A 14151-nucleotide genomic window follows, 5' to 3' on the forward strand; every position below is an offset into this window, starting at 1 on the left:
GCCGGAGGCAGAGGCACTCGTCGGGCCCGCGTGCGCGGCGGCGGTCGTGCGGCGGCAGGCGCCCGGGGTCTCCGCGGCGTACAAGGCCGCGGGGCAGGTGCTCCGCGGCAAGGACAAGGCCGGGGCACGGGCCAAGGTGTACCTGGTGCTGGACCGCTCCGGCTCGATGCGCCCGTTCTACAAGGACGGCAGCGCCCAGCACCTCGCCGACCACGCACTCGCCCTGGCCGCGCACCTCGACGAGGCGGCCACCGTGCACACGGTGTTCTTCTCCACCGAGGTGGACGGCACCGCCGACCTGACCCTCGACGGCCACGACGCGGCCTGGGTCGAGGCCCGGCACGCCGAGCTCGGCCGGATGGGCCGTACCAGCTACCACGTGGCCGTGGAGGCCGTCGTCGAGCGCTACCAGAAGGACGGCGGCGAGGGCCCGGCCCTCGTGGTCTTCCAGACCGACGGCGCACCCGACAACCGCCAGCCGGCCAAGGCGGCCCTGGCCGAGGCGGCCACCACCGCCCCGGACATCCACTGGCAGTTCGTCGCCTTCGGCGACCACGACGCCAAGGCCTTCGACTTCCTGCGCAAGCTGGACGCCGAGAACGCCGGCTTCTTCCACGCCGGCCCCGCCCCCCGCGAGCTGACCTCCGCCGCCCTCCTCAAGGGCATCCTGGAGCGGTTCCAGTAGGACGCACACGAGGAAGGGCCCGGGATCCTCGATCCCGGGCCCTTCCTCGTACTCCTACTCCTACGCCTTAGCGCGCGGCGTCCGGGTGGACGGCCTCCGCGATCGGCTTGGCGTCGGCGGCCTTCGCCTCGGACGCCTTCGTCTCGACCGGCTTGCGCAGCGCGATGTTCAGCTCGCGCAGGCGGGTCTCCTCCAGGACGGTGGGCGCGCCCATCATCAGGTCCTGCGCGTTGCCGTTCAGCGGGAAGGCGATCGTCTCGCGGATGTTCGGCTCGTCGGCCAGCAGCATCACGATGCGGTCGACGCCCGGGGCGATGCCACCGTGCGGCGGGGCGCCGAGGCGGAAGGCGCGCAGCATGCCGGCGAACTCGCGCTCGACGGTCTCGGCCTCGTAACCGGCGATCTCGAAGGCCTTCAGCATGACCTCGGGCTCGTGGTTGCGGATGGCGCCGGAGGACAGCTCGATGCCGTTGCAGACGATGTCGTACTGCCACGCCAGGATGTCGAGCGGGTCCTTCTCCTCCAGGTCCTTCATGCCGCCCTGCGGCATGGAGAAGGGGTTGTGGGAGAAGTCGATCTTGCCCGTCTCCTCGTCCTTCTCGTACATCGGGAAGTCGACGATCCAGCAGAAGCGGAAGACGTTCTCCTCGAACTGGCCCGCCCGCTTGGCCGCCTCGACGCGGACGCCCGACATGATCTTGGAGACCTCGTCGAACTCGCCGGCGCCGAAGAACACCGCGTGCCCGGCCGCCAGGCCCAGGCGCTCGGTGAGGACCTTGACGTTCTCCTCGGTGAGGAACTTGGCGATCGGGCCGGTGAGCCCGCCGTCCTCGCCCACGCGGACCCACGCCAGGCCCTTGGCCCCCAGCGAGATCGCGTACTCGCCGAGGCCGTCGAAGAACTTGCGCGGCTGCGCGGCGGTGTCCGGGACGGCCAGCGCGCGCACGTGCTTGCCGGCGAACGCCTTGAACTCCGAGCCCTCGAACACGTCGGTGATGTCGACGAGCTCCAGCTTGGCGCGCAGGTCGGGCTTGTCGTTGCCGTACTTGAGCATCGACTCGCGGAACGGGATCCGCGGGAAGGGGGAGGTGACCTCGCGGCCGCCGCCGAACTCGGTGAAGAGCTCGGTCATCAGGCGCTCGATCGGCTGGAAGACGTCCTCCTGCTCGACGAAGGACATCTCCACGTCGAGCTGGTAGAACTCGCCCGGCGAGCGGTCGGCGCGGGCGTCCTCGTCGCGGAAGCAGGGCGCGATCTGGAAGTAGCGGTCGAAGCCGGAGATCATCAGCAGCTGCTTGAACTGCTGCGGCGCCTGCGGCAGGGCGTAGAACTTGCCCGGGTTCAGACGGGACGGGACGACGAAGTCACGGGCGCCCTCGGGGGAGGTCGCGGTGAGGATCGGGGTCGCCATCTCGTTGAAGCCGAGGGCCACCATCTTGTGGCGGATCGAGGCGATGACGGCCGAGCGCAGCATGATGTTGCGGTGCATGCGCTCGCGGCGCAGGTCGAGGAAGCGGTACTCCAGGCGCCGCTCCTCGTTCACACCGTCGTCGGTGTTGATGGTGAAGGGCAGCGGGGCGGCCGCGCCGAGCACCTCGACGGCGGAGACCTCGACCTCGACCTCGCCGGTCGCCAGCTCCGGGTTGACGTTGTCGGCGCCGCGGGAGACGACCTTGCCGTCGATGCGGACGACGGTCTCCTTGGTGACGCTGCTCAGCGCCTCGTTCGCGGCGGTGCCGGGGCGGGCGACGAGCTGCGTGATGCCGTAGTGGTCACGGAGATCGATGAAGAGGATGCCGCCCAGGTCTCGACGATTGTGCAGCCAGCCGCTCAGCCGGACGTCGGCGGCGACGTCGGAGGCTCGGAGCTCGCCGCACGTGTGGGACCTGTACCGATGCATCAGTCATCCAGTTCTTCGCGATACCAAGGTGGATTCAACCGTCCCAAGGTTACCGTCCGGGCCGGGCACCGCGCGGGCGCGCCCGACGGGGGTGGTGAACAGGCACGTCAGGCGTATGACCTGTAAAGATGGCCGGGTGCGCACCGAGGATGTCCTGGCCGCCATCGCGACGGGCCTGTGGCGATGGGACAACGCCTCCGGGACGGTCACCCTCGACAGCGAGGCCGCCCGGCTCCTCGGGCTGCCCGCGGAGCCCGTCGTCCTGCCGGAAGTGGCCGTGCGCTCGCGCTTCCACCCGGTGGACTGGAACGAGATCAACGGCATCGTGAACCTGGCGGTGGCCGAGGACACCCTCGCCGAGGCCCGGCTGCGGATCATGGACGAGGACGGGCGCGTGCTGCGCACCGTACGCAGCCGCTCGAAACCCCTGGAGAACCGGAGCCCGGACGGCCGCCTCGACTACGAGCTGATCGGCACCATCCAGGAGATCGCCGAACCCCAGCCGGGCACCACGGCCGTGCACACCCCGATCACCGGCGACTGGCGTCGCTCCCGCGAGGCCTTCCTGCTGGACGCGGGGCGCGCGCTGGCCGAGGCCCGCTCCACGGCGGAGGTGCTGCGGGTCGCCGCGTCCCTGTCCATGCCCGGGTTCAGCCCCGACGGGCTGGCCGTCTTCGGCGTGGCGGGCGACCGGCTGTCGATCATCGGGCACCACGGGCACGACGCCGGGGACGAGGGCCCCTTCGCGGACATGCGGCTGGAGACGGACTACCCGGCCGCGGAGGTCGTGCGCACCGGGCGGGCGATCTACCTCCCCAGCCCCGAGGACTACAAGCGGCGGTTTCCGGCCACCTGGCCGCTCGCCCAGCGCTTCGACCGGGTCTCCTGGGCCTTCCTCCCGCTGATCGTGGCCGGGCGGACCATGGGCGCCTGGATGGCCGCGTTCAAGCACCAGGTCTCCTTCTCCCCGGACGAGCGGTCCGTCCTGACGACGGTGGCCCGCATGCTCGCCCAGGCGCTCCAGCGCGCCGGGGTGGCCGAATCCGAGCGGGAGCTCACCACCGGCCTCCAGCGGTCGATGATGCCGCAGCTCGGCCCCGAGATCCCGGGCATGCAGCTCGCCGCCCGGTACGTCCCGACCGGCGGCGGGCTCCAGGTCGGCGGCGACTGGTACGACATGATCCCGCTGCCCTCGGGGCGGTTCGCGCTGGTCATCGGGGACGTCCAGGGGCACGACGTACGGGCCGCCGGTCTGATGGGCCAGCTGCGGATCGCGGTGCGCGCGTATGCCTCCGAGGGCCACCGCCCCGACGCGGTGCTCTCCCGCGCCTCCCGCTTCCTGGCCGGGCTGTGCTCCTCGCAGGAGCAGGAGTCGGACTCCGGTGAGGACCCCGACTTCCAGAGCCCGCGCTTCGCGACCTGCCTGTACGTGGAGTGCGACCCGGAGACGGGGCTGCTGGAGGTGGCCCGGGCCGGCCACCCCGACCCGGCGATCCGGATGACCGACGGCACCGTCCTGATGCGCCCGACCGCCGGAGGCCTGCCGCTGGGCATCGTCCCCGACACCGACTACCCGACCACCCGGTTCACCCTGGAACCCGGCGAGACGATGATGCTCTGCACCGACGGGCTCATCGAGACCGGCGGGCACGACCTGGACACCGGCTGGGCCCGGCTGCGGGCCATCCTGGAGTCCGAGACGCACGACACCGAGAGCCTCGAAAAGCTCGCCGACCTGCTGGTCCAGGCCGTGCACGGGCCCTCCTCGCACCACACCACCGGCCCGCTGGCCGACCGCCGCGAGGACGACATAGCCGTCGTCCTGCTGTGCCGCGAGGGCGCCGGCTGCGGCTGCGGGAGCCCGCTGCTGCACCCCGTGCGCCCGGCCCGGCGCACGATGCTGACCGTGGCCCAGGCGGAACCGGAGCGCATCGCGGGGGCGCGGCGCCAGATCCGGGAGCTGCTGCACGACTGGGCGGACGCCGAGCAGGTGGACTCGGCGGTGCTGATGGTCTCCGAGATGGTCACGAACGTACTGATGCACACCGACGGCGACGCGCTGCTGGTGGCGGAGGCAGTGGGCGAACTGGGCGGGCGCCGGCTGCGCATCGAGGTCGCGGACACCAGCGACGAGCTCCCTCACAAGCGGCATCCCGGGGAGATGGCCTCCAGCGGGCGGGGCGTCCTGCTGATGGAGATGCTCGCCGACGCCTGGGGAGTGGACCCCCGGGGCGAGGGCAAGTCGATCTGGTTCGAGCTCCACGAGCAGTCCAAACAGCCGGACTCCGACCCGGCGTAGACCCGGAGGCCGACCTGGGCGCCGACCCGCTGGCCTGAGCCCGGGCGGGCGGCGGCCAGCGTGATTGGATACCTCGGTGTCCACTCCCCCGGCTTCGCCGACCCCCCTGCTCCCCGAGCCCGTTCGGCGACTGGCCGCCTGGTGCGCCGTCGCGCTCCTCGCCACCGGTGTGGCCGCCGTCGGCGTCTGGCTGTGCATCACCTTCAAGACCGCCGTCACGCCCGTGCTGCTCGCCCTCCTCGGCACGGCGCTCCTCGGGCCCCTGCACCGCCGCCTCGTGCGGATGAAGCTGAACCGCTCCCTCGCCGCCGGGCTCACCTGCCTCGCCGTGGTCGCGGTCGTCGGCGGGGCCTCGTACGTCGTCGTGCACGCCCTGATCAGCACCGGTGACGAGATCGTCGGCTCCCTCAAGCGGGCCGGCCAGGACCTCGCCGAGCACTTCGGCGCCGCCGGGACCTCTCTCCAGGACCTGGCCTCGAACGCGAAGGAGCTGCTCGCCAAGTTCGGCGGAACGGCCGCCTCCGGCGTCATCACCGGCATCAGCGTCGTCGGCGAGATGATCGCCACCGCCGTCCTCGCCCTGCTGCTGATCTTCTTCTTCCTGCGCGACTCCGACCGCGCGGCCGGCACCCTGCGCTCGCTCGCGCCGCGCTCCACCGGGGACACCGTCGAGGCCATGGCCCGGCGCGCCTTCGAGGCCGTCGAGGGGTTCATGCGCGGAACCACCTTCATCGCCGCGATCGACGCCATCTGCATCACGGTGGGGCTGCTCGTGCTCCGCGTACCCGGGGCGGTGGGGCTCGGCGCCCTGGTGTTCGTCGGCGCCTACATCCCGTACCTCGGCGCCTTCATCTCGGGCGCCGTGGCGGTGCTCGTCGCCTTCGCCGACCGGGGCTGGGTCATCGGGCTGTGGGCGCTGGGCGTGGTGCTCGCCGTACAGGTGCTGGAGGGGCACGTGCTCCAGCCCATGATCCAGAGCCGGACCGTGCAGATGCACCCGGCCGTGGTCATGCTGGCCATCACGGCCGGGGCGAGCGTCGCCGGGATCCTCGGGATGCTGCTCGCCGTACCGCTCACCGCGGCCGTCTTCGGGGTGCTGTCCGAGCTGCGGGCCCGCTACGCCGCCGCGGCGCCCGGGGGCGCCGACGAGGGCAAGGACCGGCTCCCGGCCGGGTGAGCGTCCCCGGCCGGGGCGCGGCTGCGCTGCCCGGTCCCGTCAGTCCTCCGCCGCCTCGCCGGTGCCGCGGTGGCCGAGGCCGGTCCGCGCGGTGGTGGGGATGCGCCCCAGCCGACCGGCCTGGAAGTCGTCGAAGGCCTGCTGGAGCTCGTGCTTGCTGTTCATGACGAACGGCCCGTAGTGCGCCATCGGCTCCCGGATCGGACGCCCGCCCAGCAGGACGATCTCCAGGTCCGGGGCGTTGGAGTCCTGGGCCTCGTCCGCCCGGAGGGTGAGCGAGCCGCCCTCGCCGAAGACCGCGGTCTGCCCGGTGTGGACGGGCCGGCGGTCCTCGCCGACCGAGCCGCGCCCGGCCATGACGTACGCGAGGGCGTTGAAGTCCTCGCGCCACGGCAGGGTGACCTGCGCGCCCGGCGTGACGGTCGCGTGGATCATCGTGATCGGCGTGTGGGTGATGCCCGGGCCCGCGTGGCCGTCGATCTCACCGGCGATCACGCGCAGCAGTGCTCCGCCGTCGGGGGTGGTCAGCAGCTGGACCTGGCCGCCGCCGATGTCCTGGTAGCGCGGGGGCATCATCTTGTCGGAGGCCGGGAGGTTCACCCACAGCTGGAGGCCGTGGAAGAGCCCGCCGGACACGACGAGCGACTCCGGCGGGGCCTCGATGTGCAGGAGGCCCGAACCGGCGGTCATCCACTGGGTGTCGCCACCGTTGATGACTCCGCCGCCGCCGTTGCTGTCCTGGTGGACGAAGGTTCCGTCGATCAGGTACGTCACGGTCTCGAAGCCGCGGTGGGGGTGCCACGGGGTGCCCTTCGGCTCGCCCGGCGCGTACTCCACCTCGCCCATCTGGTCCATCATGATGAACGGGTCGAGGTACTGGTAGTTGATCCCGGCGAACGCGCGGCGCACCGGGAACCCCTCGCCCTCGAAGCCTCCGGGAGCGGTCGTGACGGCCAGCACCTTGCGGGCGGCGGTCTCCTGGGCGGGCTCCGCGACGCGGGGGAGCGTCAACGGGTTCTCCACAGTCACTGCAGGCATGGTCGGAACCTCCTTCTGAGTCGAGTTTAGTTGAAACTCGAACTTCCTGCCACACCCCGCAGAACAGCACCTCCTCCCGCCGCATTCCCGGGCAACCCCGCAGCCCCCGGCCCCGTCCTTCCCTGCATGGAAAGCAGCAGCCGCAGCCCCGCCGGCGCGACCGACCGGACCGATACGCCGCGCCCGCGGTGGGACCCGCCCGCGCCCCTGCGCATCCTCGGCTGGTCCACGGCCGTGACCGCCGCGGTCACCGCCCTCGGCTGGGCAGGCCACCACTGGGCGGCGACGGGCCTGCCGATGGAGCCGCTGCCCGGCTCGCCCTGGCCGTACCTGACGGCCTGGGCCGTCATCGGCTTCGCCGCCTGCCTGCTGCTGCGCGCGGCGATGGCCGGCCTGGAGTCCGACGGCCACGGCGGCCAGCTCGTCGGCGTCCCCCTCCTCGCCGGCATCCGCCTCTCCCTGGCCCACCGGCCCGACCCCGCGCTCGTGTACGCCTACGGAGCCGCGGCCCTGGCCGCGCTGGCGGTGGCGGTCGTCCTCTGGCGCCTGCGCGCGGGCCGCGACTGACCACGCCCGAGGCCGGCCCGAGTGGCTCGGGCCGGCCCGGGCACGGCTACGAGGAGGCGATCACCAGGGAGTTGATGGGCGACAGGTTCTCGGGCCAGCCGTCACCCGGGCGCATCTTGGGCAGGCAGTCCGTGCCATTGATGCCCCGGCACAGCTTGACCGTCCAGCCGCCCGTCTGGTTGTTGTAGACGATGTGCTGGCCCTCCTGGTTGTAGAGCTTGTGCACCCCCGCGCTCCAGTACATCTGGTTCGACGGCACCGGCTCGTACCAGTTCGTGCCCCGGTAGATGCAGACCGCACCGGACGGACAGCCGAAGGAGTCGGCCGCCTGCGCCGGGCCCGCCGCCAGGACCCCCGTGCCCAGCGCCAGCACCCCCGCCAGCGCCGACGTGGCGAGCTTCGTGCGGATGGATGTACGAGCCATCAGTGCCTCCTCGTGGATGGGGCGGGGGACCCCCCGTGTTCCGGTCCCCCGCGGCACCCACTGTCGGCCCGGGCCCCCGGCGGCCGCGATGGTTTCGGTGCTGGCCGAAACGTCAGCGGCCGCTGTGCAGCAGGTCCACGCCCAGGCCCGTGGCCGAGTGCAGCACCGCCTTGCCGTCCCGCTCCGTGGTGATCAGCCCGGCCGCGCGCAGGGTACGGGTGTGCTCCGAGACCGAAGGCAGGCTGATGTCGAGGTCACGGGCCAGCTCGGTGGTGGTGCGCTGCTGCACCAGCAGCTGGAGCACGGCCGCCCGGGTCCGCCCCAGCAGGGCGTCCAGGGCGCCCTCCGCCTTCGCCTGCGCCACCATCGGCAGCGGTGTCAGCGCCGGGTACAGCAGTACGTACGTCCCGTCCGGGCCGTCCGGGCCCTCCGCGAGCAGCGGCCGCCCGGTCCAGAACGGCGACGGCATCAGCATCAGCCCGCGGCCGCCGAGCCGGGTCTCGTAGTGCGGCGGCAGCCCGACCTCGAAGGCCGTGCCGGACCAGCCGGCCAGGGGGTGGGTGCTGGCCAGGCAGGCCTTGATGCCGTGGGCGGCCAGCAGCCGGGTCCGCCAAGCCACGTCGGCCTGGAAGGACTGCCGGATCCGCGGCCAGTGCGGGGCGATGACGGCGTCGTACGCGGAGCGCAGCGCCCCGTCGAGCAGCCCCCACGCGTCGCGGTCCCGGGCCGCCAGCGAGCGCAGCCAGGACGGGGAGCCGGGGGCCCGGGCGGCGGCTCGGGCCAGCACGTCCGCGGGGAGGCCGGGGACGCAGTCCCGTACCGCGGCCAGCCCCTCCTCCAGCGTGCGCGAGTAGGGCTCGACGAACTGCGGGTTGTCCCCGTCCGGCCGCAGCAGGTCCGCCAGCGGGCGCGCCCGGGCCGGCAGCTCCCGGCCGAAGCGGCCGCGCCAGCGGCCGAAAACCGCCTGCTCGTCCGTGCGCTGCCAGGCCACGATCGCCATGCCCAGCTCGACGAGGGGCAGCGGTTCGCTCGCGAAGGTCACGTTGAGGAGGTCCTCGGCCGTGAAGTGCACCCGCAGCATCGCCCGCCCCCGTCCGCCCCCGCCCCTCGGTGCTCAGCCGCGCCCGGTCACGGCGGCGGTACTAGCCGTACATGCGGCGCATCGCGAAGTCGACCATCTGCTCGACCGCCTTCGCGTCGAAGACCATCCGGTGGTCGCCCTCCATGTCGAGGACGAAGCCGTAGCCGGTGGGCAGCAGGTCGATCACCTCGGCGCCGGTGATCACGAAGTACTTGGACTCCTTGCCGGCGTACCGGCGCAGCTCCTTGAGCGTGGTGAACATGGGGATCACCGGCTGCTGCGTGTTGTGCAGCGCCAGGAAGCCCGGGGTCTCGCCACGCGGGCAGTAGACCTTCGAGCTCGCGAAGATCTGCTGGAAGTCCTCGGCGGACAGCGACCCGGTCGTGAAGGCCCGCACCGCGTCGGCGAGCGACGGCGGCGAGGGCTCGGGGTACAGCGGCTGCTCGCCGTACCCGCCGGCCATCTGCTGCGGGGCGGCGTACTGCTGCTGCCCCGCGCTCACGTTCTGGTCGTAGCCGTACATGGGCCAAAGCCTACCGAGCGGGCGGGTGCCCCAGGACACCCATTCCGGCCAGGGCTTCCGGCAGCCCTCAAGCGGTTCTGGCTTGATGCTGGTCACAGTCGTCCAGCAAGGGTTGATTCTTATTACCCACGGGTAGCATCATGCTGTTACCGATTGGTATGTACGAGGAACCTGTCTCCCCGAGCCTTAACGGAGCCGTCGCCATGGGGCACTACAAGTCGAATCTCCGCGACATCGAGTTCAACCTCTTCGAGGTGCTCGGCCGCGAAAAGCTGTACGGCACCGGTCCGTTCGAGGAGATGGACACCGAGACCGCCAAGAGCGTCCTGTCCGAGCTGACCCGTCTCGCCGAGAACGAGCTGGCCGCCTCCTTCGAGGACGCCGACCGCAACCCGCCGGTCTTCGACCCGGCCACCAACACCGCGCCGGTCCCGGCCTCCTTCAAGAAGAGCTACGAAGCCTTCATGGACTCGGAGTACTGGCGCCTGGGCCTGCCCGAGGAGATCGGCGGCACCACCTCGCCCCGCTCCCTCATCTGGGCCTACGCGGAGCTGCTGCTCGGCGCGAACCCGGCCATCTGGATGTACTCCTCCGGCCCGGCCTTCGCCGGCATCCTCTTCGAAGAGGGCAACGAGGCGCAGAAGAAGGTCGCTCAGATCGCGGTCGAGAAGCGCTGGGGCTCCACCATGGTCCTCACCGAGCCGGACGCCGGCTCGGACGTCGGCGCCGGCCGCACCAAGGCGATCCAGCAGGCCGACGGCTCCTGGCACATCGAGGGCGTGAAGCGCTTCATCACGTCCGGTGAGCACGACATGGAGGAGAACATCCTCCACTACGTCCTCGCGCGCCCCGAGGGCCACGGCCCGGGCACCAAGGGCCTGTCCCTCTTCCTCGTCCCGAAGTTCCACTTCGACTGGGAGACCGGCGAGCTGGGCGAGCGCAACGGCGTCTACGCGACGAACGTCGAGCACAAGATGGGCCTCAAGGCCTCCAACACGTGCGAGATGACCTTCGGCGACCAGCACCCCGCCAAGGGCTGGCTGATCGGTGACAAGCACGACGGCATCCGCCAGATGTTCATGATCATCGAGTTCGCCCGGATGATGGTCGGCACGAAGGCCATCGCCACCCTCTCCACCGGCTACCTGAACGCGCTGGAGTACGCCAAGGAGCGCGTGCAGGGCACGGACCTGGCCGACTTCATGGACAAGACCGCGCCCAAGGTCACCATCACGCACCACCCCGACGTGCGCCGCTCGCTCATGACGCAGAAGGCGTACGCCGAGGGCATGCGCGCCCTGGTCCTGTACACCGCCTCCGTCCAGGACGAGATCCAGCTCAAGCAGGCCGCGGGCGAGGACGCCTCCGCGCAGATCGGCCTGAACGACCTGCTCCTGCCGATCGTCAAGGGCTACGGCTCGGAGCGCTCCTACGAGCAGCTCGCGCAGTCCCTGCAGACCTTCGGCGGTTCCGGTTACCTCCAGGAATACCCGATCGAGCAGTACATCCGGGACGCCAAGATCGACACCCTCTACGAGGGCACCACGGCCATCCAGGGCCAGGACTTCTTCTTCCGGAAGATCGTCCGCGACCAGGGCGCCTCCCTGAACGTCCTCTCCGAGACGATCAAGAAGTTCCTGGCCGAGGCCGTCGGCGGCGAGGAGCTGGCCGGCGCCCGCGACGCGCTCGCCAAGGCCGCCGTGGACCTGGAGGGCATCGTCGGCCAGATGATCGTCGACCTCACCGCCACCGGCGAGGACGTCAAGAACATCTACAAGGTCGGCCAGAACACCACGCGCCTGCTGATGGCGTCCGGCGACGTCGTCGTCGGGTACCTGCTGCTCAAGGGCGCGGCCGTGGCCGCCGAGAAGCTGGCGGACGCCTCCGCCAAGGACGTGCCGTTCTACACCGGCAAGATCGCGGCCGCGAAGTTCTTCGCCTCGCAGGTCCTGCCGAACGTCTCGGTCGCCCGCGCGCTGGCCGAGGGCGTCGACAACTCCCTGATGGAGCTCGACGAGGCGGCCTTCTAGGCAGCACCACAAGCCCGCCGGCCCAGCCGCCGGCAGGCTCCACATCTGTACGCGGTGTACGTACACCGCGGCGGCCGGGCCCTGTCGTACGGGGGCCCGGCCGCCGCTGTTCGCGCCTTGTCAGTCGTTCATGGGACGCTCGTAGACATGAGTCCACAGGAGCAGCACGGCAACAGCAGGGGGTACTCCGTCCCGACCGGGCGGCCGTACGCCCTCAAGGAGCTGCAGGCCGCCCTGGGCAGTCTCGGCGACCACCTCAAAGAGCTCTACGACGGCGCCCACCCCGCCGAGTACGAGGCCGTCGCCGACGCTCTGTACACCGCCTTCCAGACCGCGGCCGGGCTCGCCCCCGCCAAGAGCTACACCGGATGCCCCGAGCACCCAAACGGCGCCCTCGACCCCGAGGCTCCCGACGGCTGGGGCCGCTGCCTCATCTGCAACGACCGGCGCCGCCTCGGACTGCGCGCCCAGGGCGCCCGCGCGGCCGCCGCGGCCCCGCCGGCCGGTGAGCAGCGGCGGCTCGGCTACCCGGTTCCGGATCCCCCGTACACGCTCCAGGCCCTGCACATGTGCGTCCGTACCGTCGAGGAACGCCGCTTCCACCTGGGCTTCTCCTCACCGGCCGAGGAGTTCGTACAGATCGCGGACGACCTGCACCGCGCGTTCATCGTCGCCCGCGAACTCTCCCGGCCGCGCAACGCCTCGGGATGCTCCGAACACCCCGGCGCGCCCATCGACCCCGACGCACCGCCGGGTGAGGCCTGTATCTTCTGCGCCGGACGCAAGAGACGAGCGCAGCGCTCCGCACAGACCCCGGAGATGCTCCCGCGCATCCGTCGGGGCGAGCGCAGGCAGCTGCAGCGCCGATTCGAGCGACCGCCGGGCTGAGAAGGCACCGGGAGAGGGGCCACACCGCCCGGAACCCTGCCCTTTCGGCGATCCGCAGCAGTCCGGCCATGACGAACACGACCGTCGTTAAGGTGAACCACATGAGCTCTCCCGCCGCCCGCTTCGACCGCGGCCACACCGACGATCTGATGACCTTCCTGACGGCCAGTCCGTCGCCGTACCACGCCGTGGCCAATGCGGCCGAGCGGCTGGAGAAGGCAGGTTTCAGGCAGCTGTCGGAAACGGACGCCTGGGATGCGAGCACGGGGGGCAAATTCGTGCTCCGCGGCGGCGCCCTGATCGCCTGGTACGTACCGGAGGGCGCGGCAGCGCACACCCCCTTCCGGATCGTCGGCGCACACACCGACTCCCCCAACCTGCGGGTCAAGCCGCTGCCGGACACGGGGTCGCAGGGCTGGCGGCAGATCGCGGTCGAGATCTACGGCGGCACCCTGCTCAACACCTGGCTGGACCGGGACCTGGGCCTGGCGGGCCGGTTGACCCTGCGCGACGGCAGCGAGCGCCTCGTCAATGTCGACCGCGCGCTCATGCGCGTCCCCCAACTCGCCGTGCACCTCGACCGGTCGGTCAACACCGACGGGCTCAAGCTCGACAAGCAGCGGCACATGCAGCCCATCTGGGGCCTGGGCGAGGTCCAGGAAGGCGACCTGATCGCGTTCCTGGAAGAGGAAGAGGGCCTGCCCCAGGGCTCGGTGGCGGGCTGGGACCTGATGGTCCACTCGATCGAGCCGCCGTCGTACCTGGGCCGTGACCGCGAACTGCTGGCCGGCCCCCGCATGGACAACCTGCTGTCCGTGCACGCGGGCGTCGCGGCGCTCGCGGCGGTCTCCGCCTCGGACAAGCTGGACCACATCCCGGTGCTGGCCGCCTTCGACCACGAGGAGAACGGCTCGCAGTCGGACACCGGCGCGGACGGCCCCCTGCTGGGCAACGTGCTGGAACGTTCAGTCTTCTCGCGCGGCGGCTCGTACGAGGACCGCGCGCGGGCCTTCGCGGGCACGATCTGCCTCTCCTCGGACACCGGCCACGCCGTGCACCCCAACTACGCGGAGCGCCACGACCCCTCGCACCACCCGCGTGCCAACGGCGGCCCGATCCTGAAGGTCAACGTCAACCAGCGCTACGCGACGGACGGCAGCGGGCGCGCGGTGTTCGCGAGCGCCTGCGAGCGGGCCGGCGTGCCGTGGCAGACCTTCGTCTCCAACAACTCCATGCCGTGCGGCACGACGATCGGCCCGATCACCGCCGCCCGGCACGGCATCCAGACCGTCGACATCGGCGTCGCGATCCTCTCGATGCACAGCGCCCGCGAACTGTGCGGCGCGGACGACCCGTTCCTCCTGGCGAACGCGCTGGTGGCGTTCCTGGAGGGCTGACGCCCGGCCCAGCCGTTACGCGGAACCCCGCCCCGGTCGCGCGACCGGGGCGGGGGTCCGCGTCCTTACGGAGTCAAGCAGGTCACGGCCAAGGGTGAGGGTAGAAAAGGAAGGAGGAAGGAGAGTTGCGCCGCCCCCTGTC

12 protein-coding genes are annotated in these 14151 nt (G+C 71.5%); 7 read left to right on the forward strand and 5 right to left on the reverse strand.

Going from position 1 to position 14151, the window contains the following annotated elements:
* On the forward strand, positions 1–685 hold a 685-nt coding region (locus ACZ7GJ_RS36870), incomplete at its 5' end, for a VWA domain-containing protein (protein ID WP_470758190.1).
* 67 nt (positions 686–752) lie between these two features.
* Here ACZ7GJ_RS36870 and aspS read toward each other — a convergent pair.
* Positions 753–2585 carry an aspartate--tRNA ligase gene (gene aspS, locus ACZ7GJ_RS36875; RefSeq protein ID WP_470758192.1) on the reverse strand — a complete coding sequence of 611 codons (1833 nt, stop codon included), beginning with the start codon at positions 2583–2585 and terminating at the stop codon, positions 753–755.
* A gap of 136 nt (positions 2586–2721) precedes the next feature.
* Between aspS and ACZ7GJ_RS36880 the strand changes: the two genes are divergently transcribed.
* Together ACZ7GJ_RS36880 and ACZ7GJ_RS36885 are read left to right on the forward strand one after the other, a co-directional pair.
* A complete protein-coding gene (locus ACZ7GJ_RS36880) occupies positions 2722–4884 on the forward strand; it encodes a SpoIIE family protein phosphatase (RefSeq protein ID WP_470758193.1) in 2163 nt (720 codons plus the stop codon).
* A gap of 76 nt (positions 4885–4960) precedes the next feature.
* On the forward strand, positions 4961–6061 hold the full coding sequence (locus ACZ7GJ_RS36885) for an AI-2E family transporter (RefSeq protein ID WP_470758195.1): 1101 nt from the start codon (positions 4961–4963) through the stop codon (positions 6059–6061).
* Positions 6062–6100: 39 nt separating this feature from the next.
* On the opposite strand, the gene ACZ7GJ_RS36890 is transcribed toward ACZ7GJ_RS36885, so the two are convergent.
* A complete protein-coding gene (locus ACZ7GJ_RS36890) occupies positions 6101–7099 on the reverse strand; it encodes a pirin family protein (protein ID WP_470758197.1) in 999 nt (332 codons plus the stop codon).
* Between the two features lie 126 nt (positions 7100–7225).
* On the opposite strand from ACZ7GJ_RS36890, the gene ACZ7GJ_RS36895 reads away from it, so the two are divergent.
* On the forward strand, positions 7226–7666 hold the full coding sequence (locus ACZ7GJ_RS36895; protein ID WP_470758199.1) for a hypothetical protein: 441 nt from the start codon (positions 7226–7228) through the stop codon (positions 7664–7666).
* A 46-nt stretch (positions 7667–7712) separates the two neighbouring features.
* Here ACZ7GJ_RS36895 and ACZ7GJ_RS36900 read toward each other — a convergent pair whose 3' ends face one another.
* From ACZ7GJ_RS36900 to ACZ7GJ_RS36910, 3 genes are all read right to left on the reverse strand, one after another.
* Positions 7713–8090 (reverse strand): hypothetical protein, encoded by a 378-nt coding sequence (locus tag ACZ7GJ_RS36900; protein ID WP_470758201.1) that lies wholly within the window; start codon positions 8088–8090, stop codon positions 7713–7715.
* Positions 8091–8202: 112 nt separating this feature from the next.
* Positions 8203–9171, reverse strand: a complete 969-nt coding sequence (locus tag ACZ7GJ_RS36905) for an ArsR/SmtB family transcription factor (RefSeq protein ID WP_470758203.1) — start codon at positions 9169–9171, stop codon at positions 8203–8205.
* Between the two features lie 61 nt (positions 9172–9232).
* Positions 9233–9694, reverse strand: coding sequence for an SseB family protein (locus tag ACZ7GJ_RS36910; RefSeq protein ID WP_385232359.1), 462 nt, complete (start codon positions 9692–9694; stop codon positions 9233–9235).
* A 203-nt stretch (positions 9695–9897) separates the two neighbouring features.
* Here ACZ7GJ_RS36910 and ACZ7GJ_RS36915 point away from each other — a divergent pair, with 203 nt between their 5' ends.
* From ACZ7GJ_RS36915 to ACZ7GJ_RS36925, 3 genes are all read left to right on the forward strand, one after another.
* Positions 9898–11724, forward strand: coding sequence for an acyl-CoA dehydrogenase (locus ACZ7GJ_RS36915; protein WP_470758210.1), 1827 nt, complete (start codon positions 9898–9900; stop codon positions 11722–11724).
* Positions 11725–11871: 147 nt separating this feature from the next.
* Entirely contained in the window at positions 11872–12612 is a 741-nt protein-coding gene (locus tag ACZ7GJ_RS36920) for a hypothetical protein (RefSeq protein ID WP_470758205.1), read from the forward strand.
* A 101-nt stretch (positions 12613–12713) separates the two neighbouring features.
* Positions 12714–14009, forward strand: coding sequence for a M18 family aminopeptidase (locus ACZ7GJ_RS36925; RefSeq protein ID WP_470758206.1), 1296 nt, complete (start codon positions 12714–12716; stop codon positions 14007–14009).
* The last annotated feature ends 142 nt before the right edge of the window (positions 14010–14151 follow it).

The sequence above is a fragment of the Streptomyces sp. NPDC037242 genome, from assembly GCF_055604165.1.